Genomic DNA, 17,363 nt, shown 5'->3' on the forward strand with positions numbered 1-17,363 from the left:
TTTAACAATGCTATAATGATGAGTTTAAAACCCCACTCATAAAGGTTCTGTTTGTGGATAACTACACCTATAGCGAATTGTTAAAAAGCTTGCAAAACAAATGCGATAATATCGCCTTAATCATCAAGCCTGAAAAGATCAAGCAAGAATTAGAACGCATTGAAAAAGAGCAAGAAGACCCTAATTTTTGGCAAGATGTCTTAAAAGCTAGAGACACCAATAAAGAAAAAGTGCGCTTGAACCGCTTGCTAGAAACCTATCAAAAAACGAAAAATTCTTTAGATGAAAGCGTGGAATTGTTTGAACTCGCTCAAAACGATAACGATGAGGTTACTTTATCCTTGCTCTATGAAGAGGCTCCCATTTTAGAACACAGCGTGCAAAAAGTGGAAATTGAAATCATGCTAAGCGGTGAAAACGACGCTTCAAACGCTATTATCACCATTCAGCCTGGAGCGGGGGGGACTGAAAGTCAGGATTGGGCGAGCATTTTGTATCGCATGTATTTGAGGTGGGCGGAAAGAAGGGGCTTTAAAAGCGAGATTTTAGATTATCAAGATGGCGAAGAAGCGGGCATTAAAGGGGTCGCCTTTATCATTAAGGGCGAAAACGCTTATGGCTATTTGAAAAATGAAAACGGGGTGCATAGGCTTGTAAGGATTTCGCCCTTTGATGCGAACGCCAAACGGCACACGAGTTTTGCGAGCGTGCAAATTAGCCCTGAATTGGACGATGATATTGATATAGAAATTGATGAAAAAGATGTCCGTTATGATTATTATAGAGCCAGTGGGGCAGGCGGTCAGCATGTCAATAAAACAGAAAGTGCGGTTAGGATCACGCATTTCCCTACCGGCATTGTGGTGCAATGCCAAAACGACAGGAGCCAGCATAAAAACAAAGCGAGCGCGTTAAAAATGCTTAAATCCAAGCTTTATGAATTGGAATTAGAAAAGCAGCAAAGCAGCGCCAAAAATGAAGAAAAAAGCGAGATCGGTTGGGGGCATCAAATAAGAAGCTATGTCCTAGCCCCCTACCAGCAAGTCAAAGACGCGCGCTCCAATATTGCTTATAGCAATGTGGAAGCGATTTTAGACGGCGATATTGATGCGATTTTAGAGGGCGTTTTGATTGCTAAAGCTTAAGTGCGCTAAAATGACGGCTAGGAATTATAGTTAAAAACGCTTTTTAAAACCAATTGGCAAGGAACAACAATGACACAAGAAGAATTAGACGCTTTGGTGAATGGTGGCGATTTGGAAAATTTGGAAGCCTTAGAGGCTAAAGAAGAGGCTAAAGAGCCAACTAAAGAGAAAGAAGAGGTTAAAGAATCCAAAGAAAGCTCTAGCCAAAAAATGACCGTCAAAAAAGAAGACGCTGAAAAATACGGCAAGATTAGCCCTAATGAATGGCCTCCTCCTCCCCCCACTGAAGAGCATAAAGTCGTGCATCAATTAGATGATGTTACAAGAGATTCTGAAGTGAAAGCCACGCAAATTTTTGATCAATTGGATTTGATCGGGGCTAGTGCTGAAAAAATCGCTAAAATGGTTAAAAAAATCCAAGAACCTTTGCAAAAACACCAAGAAATTTTTGACAATTTGCATGCGCATTTCCCCCATGTTGAATCTTTTAAAACCGCGCTCAATGAGCAACAAGAAATCCTAAACGCCCTTAAAAGCATTGAAGAAGAAGCCGCTAATTGCTCTGATAGCTCCATGCAAGCGATGGATATTATGCAGTTTCAAGACATCCACCGCCAAAAAATTGAACGAGTGGTCAATGTCATGCGAGCGCTCAGCCAATACATGAATTCGCTTTTTGAAGGCAAAATTGATGATTCTAAGCGCGTGAGTTCAGCGACTTTTATCACCGGCGATGACGATAAAGATTTAGCCAGTGCGGACGATATTGAAGCCTTGATCGCTTCTTTTGGAGCCAAGTGATTTTGAATCAAGTTGAATTACTCTCTCCAGCCGGTAATTTAAAAAAACTTAAAATCGCTCTCAACTATGGGGCTGATGCGGTTTATGGGGGGGTGAGCCATTTTTCTTTACGCAATCGCGCCAGCAAGGAATTTACTTTAGAGACCTTTAAAGAAGGGATTGACTACGCCCATGCCTTGAATAAAAAAGTCTATGCGACCATCAATGGTTTCCCTTTCAATTCACAGCTCAAACTTTTAGAAGAACATATTGATAAAATGGCAGAATTAGAGCCAGACGCTTTTATTATCGCTGCGCCTGGTGTCATCAAGCTCGCTTTAAAAATCGCCCCGCATATCCCTATCCATTTATCCACGCAAGCGAATGTCTTGAATTTGCTGGATGCGCAAGTGTTTTATGATCTAGGGGTTAAACGCATTGTGTGCGCTAGGGAATTGAGCTTGAATGATGCGATTGAAATTAAAAAAGCCTTACCCGATTTAGAATTAGAAATCTTTGTGCATGGGAGCATGTGCTTTGCCTTTTCAGGGCGCTGCTTGATTTCGGCCTTACAAAAGGGGCGCGTGCCTAATAGAGGGAGTTGCGCGAATGATTGCCGGTTTGATTATGAGTATTACGTGAAAAACCCTGATAACGGCGTGATGATGCGATTAGTTGAAGAAGAGGGCGTAGGCACGCATATTTTTAACGCTAAAGATTTGAACCTCTCTGGCCATATCGCTGAAATTTTAAGCTCCAACGCCATTAGCGCGCTCAAGATTGAAGGGCGCACCAAGTCCAGTTATTACGCCGCGCAAACCACACGCATCTATCGTTTAGCGGTTGATGATTTTTACCATAACACCTTAAAACCGAGTTTTTATGCTAGCGAATTGAACACGCTTAAAAACAGGGGTTTTACGGACGGCTATTTGATGCGAAGGCCTTTTGAAAGGCTAGACACTCAAAACCACCAAACAGCCATTAGCGAAGGGGATTTTCAAGTCAATGGCGAAATAACTGAAGACGGGCGTTTTTTTGCATGCAAATTCACCACTACCACTAACACCGCTTATGAAATCATCGCCCCCAAAAATGCGGCTATCACGCCCATAGTCAATGAAATTGGCAAGATTTACACCTTTGAAAAACGCTCTTATTTAGTGCTGTATAAAATCCTTTTAGAAAATAACACCGAGTTAGAAACTATCCATAGCGGGAACGTGAATTTAGTGCGACTGCCCGCACCCTTACCGGCTTTTAGTTTTTTACGCACCCAAGTAGAGTCTAAAAATGGCATTTAGAGATTAGGGATTACAAACGATTAAGAGAAACGCATGCCATTAGAAACTATCACGCTCGCTCGTATTTATGAAGAACAAGGGTTTTTTGAAGAAGCGTTGCAAATTTATACTAATATTTTAAAAAAACCCCTGACCATGCAGAGGCGTTAAAACAAATGAAGCGTTTGGAAAAAATCCAAAAAAATGGCGCTCCTTTCAAACACGATGCATTGTTAGAGCGGCACTATTTAAATTTTATCAAAGGGGATTTTTTGAGCGTTGAGAATTTAGAACAATGGCTGGTAGAATGGAATTGAAAAACATTATTTCAGAAACCCTTAATGAAATTGAAAAAATGGCTAAAACCATTGATGATGGTTTTAATACGGCGCAAAAAACGCTCTCTTTTTTCAAAACGCCCTCTCATTTGCAAAACACCCCAGACCCTAAAAATGCTAACACCCCTTTAGAGCCAAAAAACGCTGCTAAAATAGAAACGCAAGAAAAAATCACAGAAGAAAATACAGAAGAAAAAGAAGAAGCACAAGAAATCATTATAGAAGAAATCACGCCACAAACCCCTAAGCAAGTGCCAATTTCAAACGAGAGGGTTTTTTTAAAAAATTTACTAGAGAGGACCTTAGTGTTATTGAAAGGCATGCAAGCTTTAGAAGAAAAAGACGCACTGAAGCGTTTGGATTTAGTGGTGCGTTTCTTGCAATACCAATTGAGCGTGCTTGAAAAACGGTTGGAATCTTTGGAGCGAGAAAACACAGAGTGAAAAATGAGCAAAGGAATTTTTTAAAAACATTAAAAAATAAGGCTTTAATTTTCAATATTCCATGAAAACAAAGCCTTAAATTTCCATTAATAACTATGATAATGTTTTGAATTTTTATTTTTAAGACATCTTTAAGGTATCTTTAGTAATAAAATGCTAGAATTAGTCCCTTAAAACATTAACAGAGTTAATCGTTTTTAAAGTTGTAAAAATCATTGAAGGAGTTAATTGAAGTATGATAGAAGTTTTAATGATAGAAGATGATATAGAACTAGCCGAGTTTTTGAGCGAGTTTTTGCTCCAACATGGCATTCATGTAACCAATTACGATGAGCCATATACCGGTCTTAGTGCGGCTAACACACAAAATTATGATTTGTTGTTGTTGGATTTAACTTTGCCTAATTTAGACGGGCTTGAAGTGTGTAAGCGCATCTCCAAACAAAAACATATCCCTATTATTATTTCTTCAGCAAGAAGCGATGTGGAAGATAAGATTAAAGCGCTAGATTATGGGGCTGATGATTACCTCCCTAAACCCTATGATCCTAAAGAATTACTAGCTCGCATCCAATCCTTACTCAGGCGTTCTCATAAAAAAGAAGAAGTGAGTGAGCCAGGCGATGCGAATATCTTTAGGGTAGATAAGGATAGCCGAGAAGTGTATATGCATGAAAAAAAGCTAGACTTAACTAGGGCTGAATATGAAATCCTTTCGCTTCTCATTAGCAAAAAAGGTTATGTGTTTAGCCGTGAAAGCATTGCGATTGAGAGCGAGAGCATCAACCCTGAAAGCTCTAATAAAAGCATTGACGTGATCATTGGCCGTTTGCGATCTAAGATTGAAAAAAATCCTAAGCAACCGCAATACATCATCTCTGTTAGAGGGATTGGTTATAAATTAGAATACTGATTCTAATAAGGAGTTAAGGGATTTTGCGTTTCTCTATCTTTTTTAAGGTTGTCGCTTTGTTTATGATAACGCTCTTTAGTTTTGGAGCGTTCGCTTATTATTTCGTGTCTTCTCAAATCAGTCACGAAAACTATCAAAACGAAATGCGCCATTACCAGTTTGTTACCACTATCAATGAAATTTTAAATAACTACCCTGATTATAGAGCCATAGAAGATTATCTCTATAAAATCGGTTTTAGAGAAACCACGATAGAAAATTTAGAAAAGGTTTTAACCAAAAGACGCCACCAGTTGCACCATAGGAATATTGGGTATGCGGAAGTGTTCAAATTCAGCGATATGGTTTTTATCCTTTTAAAAAAAGATGAGCATTTTGTGCTTTATAAAGATTTGCATTCGGTTTCTTATAGGAATTATTTCTTAGCGATTACGGTGGGTTTATTGTTGATTTTGTTCCTCTTTTTATTTGTTTTGCAGAGCTTGTTGCCCTTAAGAGAGTTAAGATCTCAAGTGAAACGCTTCGCTCAAGGGGACAAAAGCGTGAGTTGTAAAAGCAAGCAAAAAGATGAAATAGGGGATCTGGCTAACGAATTTGACAATTGCATCCAAAAATCAATGCGATGAATGAATCTCGGGTTTTATTTTTGCGCTCTATCATGCATGAATTGCGCACCCCTATCACTAAGGGCAAGATATTAAGCTCTATACTCAAAGAAGAATTGCCACAAAAACGCTTCATTTCCATTTTTGATCACCTAAACACGCTGATTGAGCAATTTGCCCGCATTGAGCAGCTCGCTTCCAAAAACTATGGGAGCAATAAAGAAAAATTTTTAATGAGCGATTTGATAGACAAGATTGAAAAAATGCTTTTAATTGATGAGGATAAAAAAAGCCCTATCCATGTATCCTCTTCAAATTACATCATTGAAGCGGACTTTGAATTGTTTTCTATAGCGTTAAAAAACATGGTAGATAATGCGATCAAATACAGCGATGACAAACAGGTGTTTTTGGATTTCATCGGCAATGATTTGGTGGTGTCCAATAAAAGCAAACCTTTAAAAGAAGATTTTGAAAAATATTTGCAACCCTACTTTAAATCTTCTAACCCCAGCCAAGCCCATGGTTTTGGGTTAGGCATGTATATCATTAAAAACGCTTTAGAGGCTATGGGATTGAATTTGAGCTATCATTACAGCAATGGAAGAATTTGTTTCACTATCCATGATTGCGTTTTTAATAGTTTTTACGATTTAGAAGAAGATGATGAAGAGCTACCCCCCCCCCCCGAAAATTTGAGAGAGGTGAGCGCAATGGAGGGGACAGAAAAAGCCAATTGTGGGGTTAAAGAAAAACAATAAAGAGAGAACATGTTCAAACGATTGAGAAGATTACGAAGCAGCGAAAATTTAAGGGCGATGGTGAGAGAAACGCGTCTAAATACTGATGATTTCATCGCTCCCTTATTTGTCATAGAAAGCGATAGTTATATTAAAAATGAAATCAGTTCCATGCCTGGCGTTTATCAAATGAGCATGGAGCCTCTTTTAAAAGAATGCGAAGAATTAGTGGGTTTAGGCGTCAAAGCCGTTTTATTGTTTGGCATTCCTAAACATAAGGACGCTACAGGAAGCCATGCGTTAAATAAGGATCACATTGTCGCAAAAGCTACGAGAGAAATTAAAAAACGATTCAAGGATTTGATCGTTATAGCGGATTTGTGTTTTTGTGAATACACCGACCATGGGCATTGCGGGATTTTAGAAAACGATTCTGTGTCTAACGATAAAACGCTAGAGATTTTAAATCTTCAAGGGCTTATTTTGGCTGAAAGCGGCGTGGATATTCTAGCCCCAAGCAACATGATGGATGGGAATGTTTTGAGCTTGAGAAAAACGCTAGATAACGCCGGCTATACCCACACGCCCATCATGAGCTATTCCACCAAATTTGCGAGCAATTACTATGGGCCTTTTAGAGATGCGGCAAACTCTGCGCCGAGTTTTGGCGATCGCAAAAGCTATCAAATGGATTACGCTAATAAAAAAGAAGCGCTTTTAGAAAGTTTAGAAGATGAAAAACAGGGTGCGGATATTTTAATGGTGAAACCGGCTTTGGCGTATTTGGATATTGTTAAAGAAATCAGAGATCACACTTTGCTCCCTTTAGCGCTCTATAATGTGAGCGGGGAATACGCCATGCTCAAACTCGCTCAAAAACACAACCTGATCAACTATGAAAGCGTTTTATTAGAAACGATGACTTGTTTTAAAAGAGCGGGAGCGGATATGATTATTAGCTATCATGCTAAAGAAGTGGCTAACTTATTACAAAGGAATTGAATGGGACGAGCGTTTGAATACAGAAGAGCGGCTAAAGAAAAACGATGGGATAAGATGAGTAAGGTTTTCCCCAAGCTCGCCAAAGCGATCACTCTAGCGGCAAAAGAGGGCGGGAGCGAGCCGGACACGAACGCCAAACTACGAACGGCGATTTTAAACGCTAAAGCGCAAAACATGCCTAAAGACAATATTGATGCAGCGATTAAAAGAGCGAGCAGTAAAGAGGGGAATTTGAGTGAAATCACTTATGAGGGTAAGGCGAATTTTGGCGTGCTAATCATTATGGAATGCATGACTGATAACCCCACTAGAACCATTGCTAACCTTAAAAGCTATTTCAATAAAACGCAAGGGGCGAGCATCGTGCCTAATGGCTCTTTAGAGTTTATGTTTAACCGAAAAAGCGTGTTTGAATGCTTGAAAAGTGAAGTGGAAAATTTAAAACTCAGCCTAGAAGATTTGGAATTCGCTCTCATTGATTATGGCTTGGAAGAATTAGAAGAAGTGGAAGAAAAGATTATTATTAGGGGGGATTATAACAGCTTCAAGCTCTTAAATGAGGGGTTTGAAAGCTTGAGGTTGCCCATTTTAAAAGCGAGTTTGCAACGCATCGCTACAACGCCCATTGAATTGAATGACGAACAAATGGAGCTTACCGAAAAATTACTAGACAGGATTGAAGACGATGATGATGTGGTCGCGCTTTATACGAATATTGAGTGAAATGCAAAAAGGCTCAAAGTATTTTTTAAAACCACCCAAGCAAGAAATCCTAAACATCTTTAGCGTTTGGGATGAATGCCGCTAATTTTAGTATAACACCTCCATGCATTTGCATCTAGCGCAGGAAGCGCACAAAGTTACGCCTTTATAAGATATGATGCGTGAAAGCTGTAGGGGATGCGTTGAGGCTCAAACTCTGTAAAATCCCTTAGGGACACAGAGCGAGAAACTCTCCCCCAACATCAGGAAGCCCAATCGTCTTTAGCGTTTGGGCGCTTCGCCAATGAAAACCGACAAAAAGTTTTGTTGCTATAAGCTTGTAAAATCCTATAAAGATTTATAAAACTCATTTTTATTGGATTTTAACCTTATTTTGATTGAATAAAGGTTTTTGTTTTGATCAAATATGAATAGCTTTTTCAATATTCTTTTTTAAAAAACTTGTTTTTAAGCTTTTTATAGTTAATTTTTATTTTGTAAGTTATTTTTTAAAGCGGATAGGGGATTTTGAAATAACGCCCCCTTTAACTCCATTAAATCCGAGCGCTTTAAAAAATTATCGCTTGTAAGCTCTTTTATATTTGTTTTAAAACGCCTTTGAGTGTTTTTATTATCAATATAAGAGCGAATCCAAACCCTAGATTTGTGGATTTTTAATCTCAATACCCACCAATAGAGGCACTTAATCCCCATTTGATAGCGCGAAAGCGGAAAGATTTCTATAAGATTAATCATAGCCCCTAAACTCTGGCTTATTGCGTATCATCTTGCGTGTCGTTTTGCGCGTCATCTTGCAAATTATCAGAATTCTTGCCAATCACTTCTTCTAACACTTTACAACTACCGCTAAAGCCTAAAGTGCAACCTTTCTTATAATACGAAATGGCTTTATCCAAATCCTTTGGAGTGCCCTTACCCGTGTAATACATCACCGCCACATTATGACAACCGCTCCCTTCTTTTAAAGAACACCCCTTTTTATAAAGATTCAAGGCCTGCTCTTCATTTTGTCTGACATAAAGACCGGCTTCATACATATAGCCTAAACTCACACAGCTCGCTCCGTCTTTTAAATGGCACCCTCTTTTAAAATTCGTAAGGGCTTTTTTCAAATCCTTCTCCACGCCTTTTGCGTTCCTATACATATACCCTGTAAAGTTACAACTAATACCATAATTCAAACTGCAAGCGTATTTAGAAAGAGAAAGGGCTTTGGCATAATTTTGCTTAACGCCCGTGCCATTAAAATACATAAAACCTAAACTACCGCAACTCACCCCACCCTTTAAGTGGCACCCTCTCCTATAATAATAGAGAGCCTTTGGAAGGTTTTTTTGAACGCCATCGCCATCTTCATACATAGAGCCTAAACTCGCGCAAGCCAAATGATTCCTCAAATTGCACCCTCTTCTGTAATAAAAAACGGCTTTTGGAATATTCTGATCCACGCTATCGCCATCTTCATACATAGAGCCCAAACTCGTGCAACTCACCCCCACCCTTAAATTACAGCTCCTCTTATAAAAAGCCACCGCTTTATGGTAATCCCCTCTCTTAAAGGCTTGAGTAGCCATTTTAAAATATGTCTCACCGGTTGTAGCCATCAAATGACTGAAACAGCCCGCCACCACCAACCAAATAAAAACCCATTTTTTAGTCCAACTCTTTATCATCTCATTCCTTACAAAACTAAGCCAAAGCTCACACAAAGAAAAATCAGTAAAACCCCAATCTAATTGGTTATTATAGTATAATATTCAAAAAATAAATTCAACTTTGGATTAAATTTAATTAAAAACCTGTTTTAGGAAAACAACTTAAAATGAGTATTATTATTCCTATTGTCATCGCTTTTGACAACAACTATGTGATCCCAGCTGGCGTGAGCTTGTATTCCATGCTAGCTTGTGCTAAAGTAGAAAATCCTCAATCACAAAATGATAGTGAAAAACTTTTTTATAAAATCCACTGCCTGGTGGATAACTTGAGCTTTGAAAACCAGCGCAAATTAAAAGAGACTCTAGCCCCCTTTAGCGCTTTTATGAGCCTAGAATTTTTAGACATTTCAACCCCCAATCTTTCTTCAATAGAACCCTCTGCGATGGATAAAATCAATGAAGCTTTTTTGCAACTCAATATTTACGCTAAAACGCGCTTTTCTAAAATGGTCATGTGCCGCTTGTTTTTGGCTTCTTTATTCCCGCAATACGACAAAATCATCATGTTTGATGCGGACACTTTGTTTTTAAACGATGTGAGCGGAAGTTTTTTTATCCCGCTAGATGGTTATTATTTTGGAGCGGCTAAAGATTTTGCTTCCGATAAAAGCCCTAAACATTTTCAAATAGCGCGAGAAAAAGACCCTCGTCAAGCCTTTTCCCTTTATGAGCATTACCTTAATGAAAGCGATATGCAAATCATCTATGAAAGCAATTATAACGCCGGGTTTTTAATCGTAAATTCAAAGCTGTGGCGTGCTGATCATTTAGAAGAACGCTTATTGGATTTAGCCCATCAAAAAGGCCAATGCGTGTTTTACCCTGAACAGGATCTTTTAACGCTCGCATGCTATCAAAAAGTTTTAATCTTACCCTATATTTATAACACCCACCCTTTCATGGCCAATCAAAAACGCTTCATCCCTGACAAAAAAGAAATCGTCATGCTGCATTTTTATTTTGTAGGAAAACCTTGGATTTCACCCACTGCTTTATATTCTAAAGAATGGCATGAGATTCTTTTAAAAACCCCTTTTTATGCTGAATATTCCGTGAAATTCCTTAAACAAATGACAGAATGTTTAAGCCTTAAAGACAAACAAAAAACCTTTGAATTTCTTGCCCCCCTACTCAACCCAAAAACCCTTTTAGAATATGTCTTTTTTAGATTGAATAGGATTTTCAAACGCTTAAAAGAAAAATTTTTTAACTCTTAGCGTTCTCGTTTGGGCAACACGCTATAGGCGAATTTAACATAAATCGCCAAACTGATCAAAAGCACCGCCACGCCAACAGCCAAATACACCGCATAAGTGATTTTATCCGGTTCGCTCACGCTGAATTTAAACACGAGCATTAACGCTTCAATGGCTAATGCGATAATGATAGAGCCTAAAAACCTGATCATCGTGCGATGGATCGCATGGTGGTTATCCCCGCTATTTTTACCCAACACTTCTTCTTCAAAAATCGCCTTGACCAAATCAAAGGTGGCTAAGGCTAGGGTTAAAAGCACGATAGGGTGGAACACTTCTTTAATGTCAAAACTGCTAAAATTGACAATCGCTGTCCAAAAGCTAGAAATGCATTTCACAAATAAAAGCAACGACACCAAAGTGAGCATGATAGAAATCATAAAATACATGACCATGCTCCCTTCGCTAAAGGTTCTGAAATACTTTGAAGGCGAGCTGATTTCAATCGCCACCCTCAAAGGGATTTGCAAGCACACCACAAACGCTAGATCATTATTTTGATCATACACCGGGTAAGACGCGCTCACCACCAAATGGTTTCCTTTTTTAGAAGGATAGGGGTCTGTTAAAATGCAACGCTTTTCACTCACGGCTTGATAAAAATAATATTTATCACTAAAACTGACATGCGATTCTAATTCAACCCCTTCTGTTAAATCATGCTCTAATATCCCTTCCTTATGCCCCTGCTCTTTAAGCTGGCTTGGCTTAAGAATTAGCATGCCCTTAGCGTCTAACACAAAAAATTTTTTGCCATTTTGATTTCAGCATGCATTTTTTTGATCTGTTTGTTTAAATAATCCAAAGTGATTTCAGGGAGGTGGTTGCGGATATTGTGCGAAAACAAATAGGTAAGATAAGCGTATAGCTCGGTGCGGATCTTGGAATATTGGACAATGTCTCTACTTAACATCAAAAGGCCTTTAAAAAAAATTTATGCGATGAATTGTAGCACTTGTTTTAAAGAATTATTTAAACCACCCCTTGCATCAACGATAAAAGAGGCGTTTTTTTCATAGAGAGCTTGGCGTTTTTCAAAAAGCTCTTTGGCTTGAGTGAGATCATTCAAAAGGGGGCGTTTTTCCCTTTCTTTTTGATTCAAACGCTTAATCAAGGTCTCAAAATCTATTTTGAGATAAAAAGTTGTGCCTAAACCCTTAAGGTTATCATGCATCACAATGCCCCCACCGGTAGAAATAATATGGGGGGTTTTGAGCGTTTTTAATTCATCAATCAAATTTTTTTCAAACATCCTGAAATTGTCTTCGCCAAGCTCTTCAAAAATCCCTCTCACGCTCAAGCCCACCCTCTCGCTAATGATCATATCCGTATCCAACACTTCTAATTTCAAAGCCAACCCCAATTCTTGCGCTAAGGAGCTTTTACCGCTCCCCATAAAACCGATTAAGACTAAATGCTGCATGCTTTTATTTCAATTTTAATTCATACGCCCCGTTTTTTTCTTCCAAAAGATAGCGGTATTTCCCGTCTAAAATGAGCGTGATGCGGTAATAATCTTTGTGCGTACCGACTTTAATGTGAGAAAAAAACTTCTGGTTTAAATCCATGTTTTGATAAATATCCAACGGGCCTTTTTGCGTGTCTAACACGATTCTATAAGGATTGACTAGCACAAAAGAGCGCAAAATTTTATAAGGGGAGCGCAAAATCATCGTGTTGTTTGCCATTAAAAAATCAAAATCTTGAATCTGGTAGCGTTTTTCAAAAGCGGCTTGATTAAGGGTGTGTTGGGAGAGTTTTAAGGGGTAATGCCAATCAATGCTTTTATCAATACCCACGACTTTAGAATGGATAGAGCCATCAATATCTTGGTAAGTGAGCGTGATTTGTTTTAAAATCCTAGCGCTCGTGGGCAAATCCACATGGATTTCTTTAAAATAGCTATCATAGATCCCATTAAAGCCCCCTTGCAAATTCTTGGAATTGATTTCAGGCTCAAAAGGGTTGTCTCTAGCTAATAAAACGCTTAAAACCGCCACCAAACCTATCATCTTTTTTAACACTGCCATTTCCTTAAATCTAATCTCTAGGCCGTAATTCCCTCAATTCAAACAAACGCTTTTGCAAGCGCACGTTCTTGCTTTGCAATTCGGTGATTTCTTGCTGCAATCGTTCATGCTTGTCTCTTAAATCCAAATAAACCTCTAAAGAAGAACCCCCAAAAAGCAACTTCCCTAAATAATACCCAAACCCAAGCAGTAAAAGGAAAAAGACAATAAGGGAGCTATGGCTATAAAAAAATCTCGTGCTTTGTTGCCTTTGATTTCATCGTTTTCAAAAAGGCCACTAGCCATGCTTAAACAACTCTTTACCGATATAAATCCCCCCTTTTAATTCATGCTCAATCTCTAAAAGGCGGTTGTATTTAGCGATCCTTTCACTCCTTGCGGTGGATCCGGTTTTAATCTCTCCCGTATTCAATGCGACAGCAAAATCGGCGATAAAGCTGTCTTCACTCTCCCCGCTTCTATGGCTCATCACGCATTGATAGGCATGGTGTTTGGCCAATCTTATGGTTTCTAAAGTTTCACTAATGGTGCCGATTTGATTGGGTTTGATCAAAATGGCGTTCGCAATGTTTTTTTCAATGCCTTTTTGCAAAATGCTTGCGTTCGTTACAAACAAATCATCGCCCACTAACTGGATTTGACGCCCTAATTCCTTGCTTAAAAACGCCCAACCCTCCCAATCGTCTTCGCTCAAACCATCTTCAATGGACACGATCGGGTATTTTGCCACCAATTCTTTGTAATAAGCCACTAATTCATGCGAATCTAGAATCTTATTTTCACCCTTTAAATGGTAATTGAAATGTTCATCCACTAACTCACTGCTCGCTACATCTAAAGCGAGTGCGATTTCTTCGCCTAATTTATAGCCGGCTTTTTCAATGGCTTGAGAAATGATTTCAAGGGGTTCTACATTGTTGTTAAAATTAGGCGCAAAACCCCCCTCATCGCCCACGCTTGTGAGCTGATTCTTTTCATCTAAAAGTTTTTTAAGCGTGTGATAGACTTCTGTGCTCGCTCTTAAGGCTTCTTTAAAGCTTTCAAACCCTAAAGGCATGATCATGTATTCTTGAAAGTCTATGGAATTATTCGCATGCGATCCGCCGTTGATGATATTGAGCATCGGCACCGGCAAAGTCAGAGCGTTAGCCCCCCTAAATAGCGGTATAATGGCAGATTTAAAGCCTTCGCGCTAGCCCTTGCTAACGCCATAGAAACGCCCAAAACAGCGTTCGCCCCTAAATTAGCGTAATTAGGCGTGCCATCCAAAGCCCTTAACCTCTCATCCACAAAGGCTTGATTAATCGCTTCAAGCCCTATTAAATGGTGTTTGATCACACTATTGACATTCTCGCATGCCCTTAAAACCCCTTTACCCAAAAAACGGGTTTTGTCATTATCCCTTAACTCTAACGCTTCTCTTTTACCGGTGCTCGCCCCGCTAGGCACAATCGCGCTCGCCTTAGTGTTATCGCTCAAAACCACGCTGGCTTGAATGGTAGGATTGCCCCTACTATCCATCACTTCTAAAGCATGAATATCTTTAATGGTTAGCATCAAAATCCTTTTTATTCCATTTCTTCTAAAGGCTCATCGGGTAAGGGCATGATCTCTTCATTAGAGCCGATGCTCTCTTTAATCTTAAGAGTGATTTCATCCGCTAGGGCTTTGTCTTCTTTCAGTAAGGCTTTAGCGTTTTCTCTGCCTTGCCCTAGCTTTTTATCTTGGTAGCTAAGCCATGCCCCACTCTTATCCACAATGTCTAATTTCACGCCATAGTCAATGATTTCGCCCTCTTTAGAAATCCCTTCCCCAAACATGATGTCAAATTCCGCTTCTCTAAAAGGCGGAGCGACTTTATTTTTAACCACTTTGGCTTTAGCCCTATTACCGATATGCTGTTCGTTTTGTTTTAAAGCCGCAATTCTCCTAATATCAATCCTAACGCTCGCATAGAATTTTAAGGCATTACCCCCAGTTGTAGTCTCTGGACTCCCATAGCCCGTCATGCCAATCTTCATCCTGATTTGATTGATGAAAATGAGAGTAGTGTTCATTTTGTGCAAAACACCGGTGATTTTTCTTAACGCATGGCTCATAAGCCTTGCTTGCAAGCCCACATGCTGATCGCCCATATCCCCATCAATCTCTGCTTTAGGCGTAAGGGCCGCCACCGAATCCACCACCACTAAATCAATCCCTCCGCTTCTGGTGATCGTTTCTAAAATCTCTAAAGCTTCTTCGCCTGTGCTTGGTTGGGAAACGAGTAGATTTTCCGTATCCACGCCCAACCTCTTAGCATAATACACGTCTAGGGCATGTTCAGCGTCAATGAATGCACACACGCCACCATTTTTTTGGCATTCTGCAATAATGTGCAAGCTTAAAGTGGTCTTCCCGCTTGACTCTGGCCCATAAATTTCAATGATCCTACCCTTTGGAACGCCCCCAATCCCTAAAGCCAGATCCAATCCTAACGAGCCTGTAGAAATAGCGTCAATCTTTTCTACTTGCTTATCCCCAAGGCGCACCAACGCCCCCTTACCAAAAACCTTATCAATTTGTTTGATCGCTAAAGAAATCGCTTTTTGTTTGTCTTCATCTATTGCCATTAAATCACCTTATTGAATTTGATTTGTTTATTCTATCAAATCCTAGCCTAAAATCTATTATAATAAAAGGACTTACCCTATCACAAAAGGATTTTACTTTGATTAGTGTCGCTCATAGCCCTGATGCTGATGATATTTTCATGTATTATGCGATTAAGTTTGGCTGGATAGATTGCCCTATTAAAAATAAAACATTCCACAACATTGCCCTGGATATTGAAACCCTAAACCAAGAAGCCCTAAAAAACACTTATGATGTGAGTGCGATAAGCTTTGGGCTATACCCTAAAATTGCGAACGATTACGCTTTGCTCCCTACAGCGACAAGTTTTGGGAATGGCTATGGGCCTAAATTAGTGAAAAAAAAGGGCGTGAAATTGAAAAAAGATTTTAGAGTCGCATTAAGTGGGGAGCACACCACCAACGCTCTCTTGTTTAAGATCTATTACAAACATGCGCGCATCACTTATATGAATTTTTTAGACATTGAAAAAGCGGTTTTGGAAGAAAAAGTGCATGCGGGCGTATTGATTCATGAGAGTATCTTGGATTTTCATAACGAATTAGAAGTGGAAAAAGAATTGTGGGATGTTTGGAAAGAACTCATTGAAGTGGATTTACCCCTGCCTTTAGGGGGCATGGCGATTAGGCGATCCATCCCTTTGTATCGCGCGATTTTGATTAAAAAGGCTTTGATTAAAGCGGTTGAAATCGCTTTAAAACACCAAAATTTGCTCTCTAGCATGCTGTTAGAGCGTTCGCTCATTCGTGTCAATAAAGAGCGCTTACGAACTTATTTAAGCTTGTATGCGAATGAAACTTCAACGCGCTTAAGTGAGGTTCAAATTCTCGCCATAGACAAGCTTTTTGAATTGGGCTATCAGCATGGGTTTTATGCCAGTTTGTTAAAGACTAAAGATTGCTTGCTCACTGATGAATATTTAAAATACCGTTTTTCTTAATCCAATTCTAGTTTATGCATAAGCAAGTAACGGATCACCCCATACAATAAAAGGATTTTTAAAAAATCCACCCCCCATAAAAGATAGTATTGTTTTTCTTGTAATTCTTGTTGTTGCAAGAAATAATAAAATCCCTCATTGATGCTTAAACTAGAACTCATTAAGGGCAATAACGAATTGAACGCTAATTCCAAAACAACCCCCACCAAAATGAATAACAGCCCTCCGAGTAAAAAACGCGCTTTTTTGATCCTAGTAGCGTTTAAAGCGCTCAAAACAAATAAAAATTTCATTAAAACAAGCCCTAAAAACAGCGCAACGCCTATAGTTTTAGTGGGTTTTAACGCAAAGGTTTTTAAAGCGGTGTGCAAGATAAACAGCACGCTGGATTGCGCATTAAAAAGGTAATAGCCCAAACGCACGCTCGCCACAAACCAGAACAAACTGAAGATAAAAAACACCATGGGGAGCAAGATCTTAGGGAGCAATAAAGACTCTAAACTAATAGGTAAAGAAAAGCTTAAAACCCCCCTTTTAGAAAAAAGCGCATTGAGGTTTTTGATCGCTCCCACACTGATTGCAATCAGTAAAAACGCCCCCAAGACAAAAAAGAGCGTGTAGCTTAGGGTGAGCATGGTCGTTTCTTCAGCGCCTTGAGAGGAAAAACAAACCGCTAAAATAGTGAGCGTTATTAAAAAATTCCCCACAACAACATTCCCTAATTGCCCCAAAGCATCATGTTTAAAAACTTTTAAAAAACCCATAGCCTTATTATACCCGTTTGGATAGAAAATTCAGGCTTTTTTAATGATT

Annotated in this window: 14 protein-coding genes and 6 pseudogenes; 11 read left to right on the forward strand and 9 right to left on the reverse strand. The window is 39.2% G+C overall.

The genetic code is table 11. The annotated features are described in order from the left end of the window. Positions 1-53 precede the first annotated feature (53 nt). The 9 genes and pseudogenes from prfB (at position 54) to D2C78_00145 (ending at position 7,972) form a co-directional block, all read left to right on the forward strand. Positions 54-1,145, forward strand: a complete 1,092-nt coding sequence (gene prfB, locus D2C78_00105; protein QEF34551.1) for a peptide chain release factor 2 — start codon at positions 54-56, stop codon at positions 1,143-1,145. A gap of 69 nt (positions 1,146-1,214) precedes the next feature. Continuing rightward, a complete protein-coding gene (locus tag D2C78_00110; GenBank protein ID QEF34552.1) occupies positions 1,215-1,946 on the forward strand; it encodes a chemotaxis protein in 732 nt (243 codons plus the stop codon). 2 nt (positions 1,947-1,948) lie between these two features. After that, entirely contained in the window at positions 1,949-3,229 is a 1,281-nt protein-coding gene (locus D2C78_00115; protein QEF35785.1) for a U32 family peptidase, read from the forward strand. Positions 3,230-3,262: 33 nt separating this feature from the next. After that, positions 3,263-3,525, forward strand: a pseudogene (locus D2C78_00120) (tetratricopeptide repeat-containing protein). Further along, positions 3,504-3,989, forward strand: coding sequence for a hypothetical protein (locus tag D2C78_00125; GenBank protein ID QEF34553.1), 486 nt, complete (start codon positions 3,504-3,506; stop codon positions 3,987-3,989). The pseudogene D2C78_00120 and the gene D2C78_00125 overlap by 22 nt, the downstream one beginning before the upstream one ends. A gap of 235 nt (positions 3,990-4,224) precedes the next feature. Next, on the forward strand, positions 4,225-4,902 hold the full coding sequence (locus tag D2C78_00130; GenBank protein ID QEF34554.1) for a DNA-binding response regulator: 678 nt from the start codon (positions 4,225-4,227) through the stop codon (positions 4,900-4,902). Between the two features lie 23 nt (positions 4,903-4,925). Further along, positions 4,926-6,255 (forward strand): annotated as a pseudogene (locus tag D2C78_00135) (sensor histidine kinase). 22 nt (positions 6,256-6,277) lie between these two features. Then, the gene (locus D2C78_00140) at positions 6,278-7,249 is read left to right on the forward strand and encodes a porphobilinogen synthase (protein ID QEF34555.1); all 972 of its coding nucleotides are present in this window, start codon (positions 6,278-6,280) and stop codon (positions 7,247-7,249) included. Further along, positions 7,250-7,972 (forward strand): YebC/PmpR family DNA-binding transcriptional regulator, encoded by a 723-nt coding sequence (locus D2C78_00145; GenBank protein ID QEF34556.1) that lies wholly within the window; start codon positions 7,250-7,252, stop codon positions 7,970-7,972. A gap of 481 nt (positions 7,973-8,453) precedes the next feature. Here the strand turns inward: D2C78_00145 and D2C78_00150 are convergent. Continuing rightward, positions 8,454-8,635 (reverse strand): annotated as a pseudogene (locus D2C78_00150) (hypothetical protein). 89 nt (positions 8,636-8,724) lie between these two features. Continuing rightward, entirely contained in the window at positions 8,725-9,645 is a 921-nt protein-coding gene (locus D2C78_00155) for a sel1 repeat family protein (GenBank protein ID QEF34557.1), read from the reverse strand. Positions 9,646-9,794: 149 nt separating this feature from the next. On the opposite strand from D2C78_00155, the gene D2C78_00160 reads away from it, so the two are divergent. After that, the gene (locus D2C78_00160) at positions 9,795-10,907 is read left to right on the forward strand and encodes a glycosyltransferase family 8 protein (protein ID QEF34558.1); all 1,113 of its coding nucleotides are present in this window, start codon (positions 9,795-9,797) and stop codon (positions 10,905-10,907) included. Here the strand turns inward: D2C78_00160 and D2C78_00165 are convergent. From D2C78_00165 to D2C78_00190, 6 genes and pseudogenes are all read right to left on the reverse strand, one after another. Continuing rightward, positions 10,904-11,859, reverse strand: a pseudogene (locus D2C78_00165) (hypothetical protein). The gene D2C78_00160 and the pseudogene D2C78_00165 overlap by 4 nt on opposite strands. A 21-nt stretch (positions 11,860-11,880) precedes the next feature. After that, positions 11,881-12,369 (reverse strand): shikimate kinase, encoded by a 489-nt coding sequence (locus D2C78_00170; GenBank protein QEF34559.1) that lies wholly within the window; start codon positions 12,367-12,369, stop codon positions 11,881-11,883. 4 nt (positions 12,370-12,373) lie between these two features. Beyond that, the gene (locus tag D2C78_00175) at positions 12,374-12,976 is read right to left on the reverse strand and encodes an AMIN domain-containing protein (protein ID QEF34560.1); all 603 of its coding nucleotides are present in this window, start codon (positions 12,974-12,976) and stop codon (positions 12,374-12,376) included. Positions 12,977-12,986: 10 nt separating this feature from the next. Continuing rightward, positions 12,987-13,261: pseudogene (locus tag D2C78_00180) on the reverse strand (hypothetical protein). Continuing rightward, positions 13,254-14,533: pseudogene (gene eno, locus D2C78_00185) on the reverse strand (phosphopyruvate hydratase). The pseudogenes D2C78_00180 and eno overlap by 8 nt, the downstream one beginning before the upstream one ends. An 11-nt stretch (positions 14,534-14,544) precedes the next feature. Then, positions 14,545-15,588 (reverse strand): DNA recombination/repair protein RecA, encoded by a 1,044-nt coding sequence (locus D2C78_00190; protein QEF34561.1) that lies wholly within the window; start codon positions 15,586-15,588, stop codon positions 14,545-14,547. 98 nt (positions 15,589-15,686) lie between these two features. Between D2C78_00190 and D2C78_00195 the strand changes: the two genes are divergently transcribed. Next, entirely contained in the window at positions 15,687-16,550 is an 864-nt protein-coding gene (locus tag D2C78_00195) for a succinate--CoA ligase (protein ID QEF34562.1), read from the forward strand. Here D2C78_00195 and D2C78_00200 read toward each other — a convergent pair. After that, on the reverse strand, positions 16,547-17,314 hold the full coding sequence (locus tag D2C78_00200) for a hypothetical protein (protein QEF34563.1): 768 nt from the start codon (positions 17,312-17,314) through the stop codon (positions 16,547-16,549). The two genes, D2C78_00195 and D2C78_00200, sit on opposite strands and share 4 nt — an antisense overlap. Positions 17,315-17,363: the final 49 nt, after the last annotated feature.

This window comes from Helicobacter pylori, assembly GCA_008032935.1.
GTDB lineage: Bacteria > Campylobacterota > Campylobacteria > Campylobacterales > Helicobacteraceae > Helicobacter > Helicobacter pylori_CX.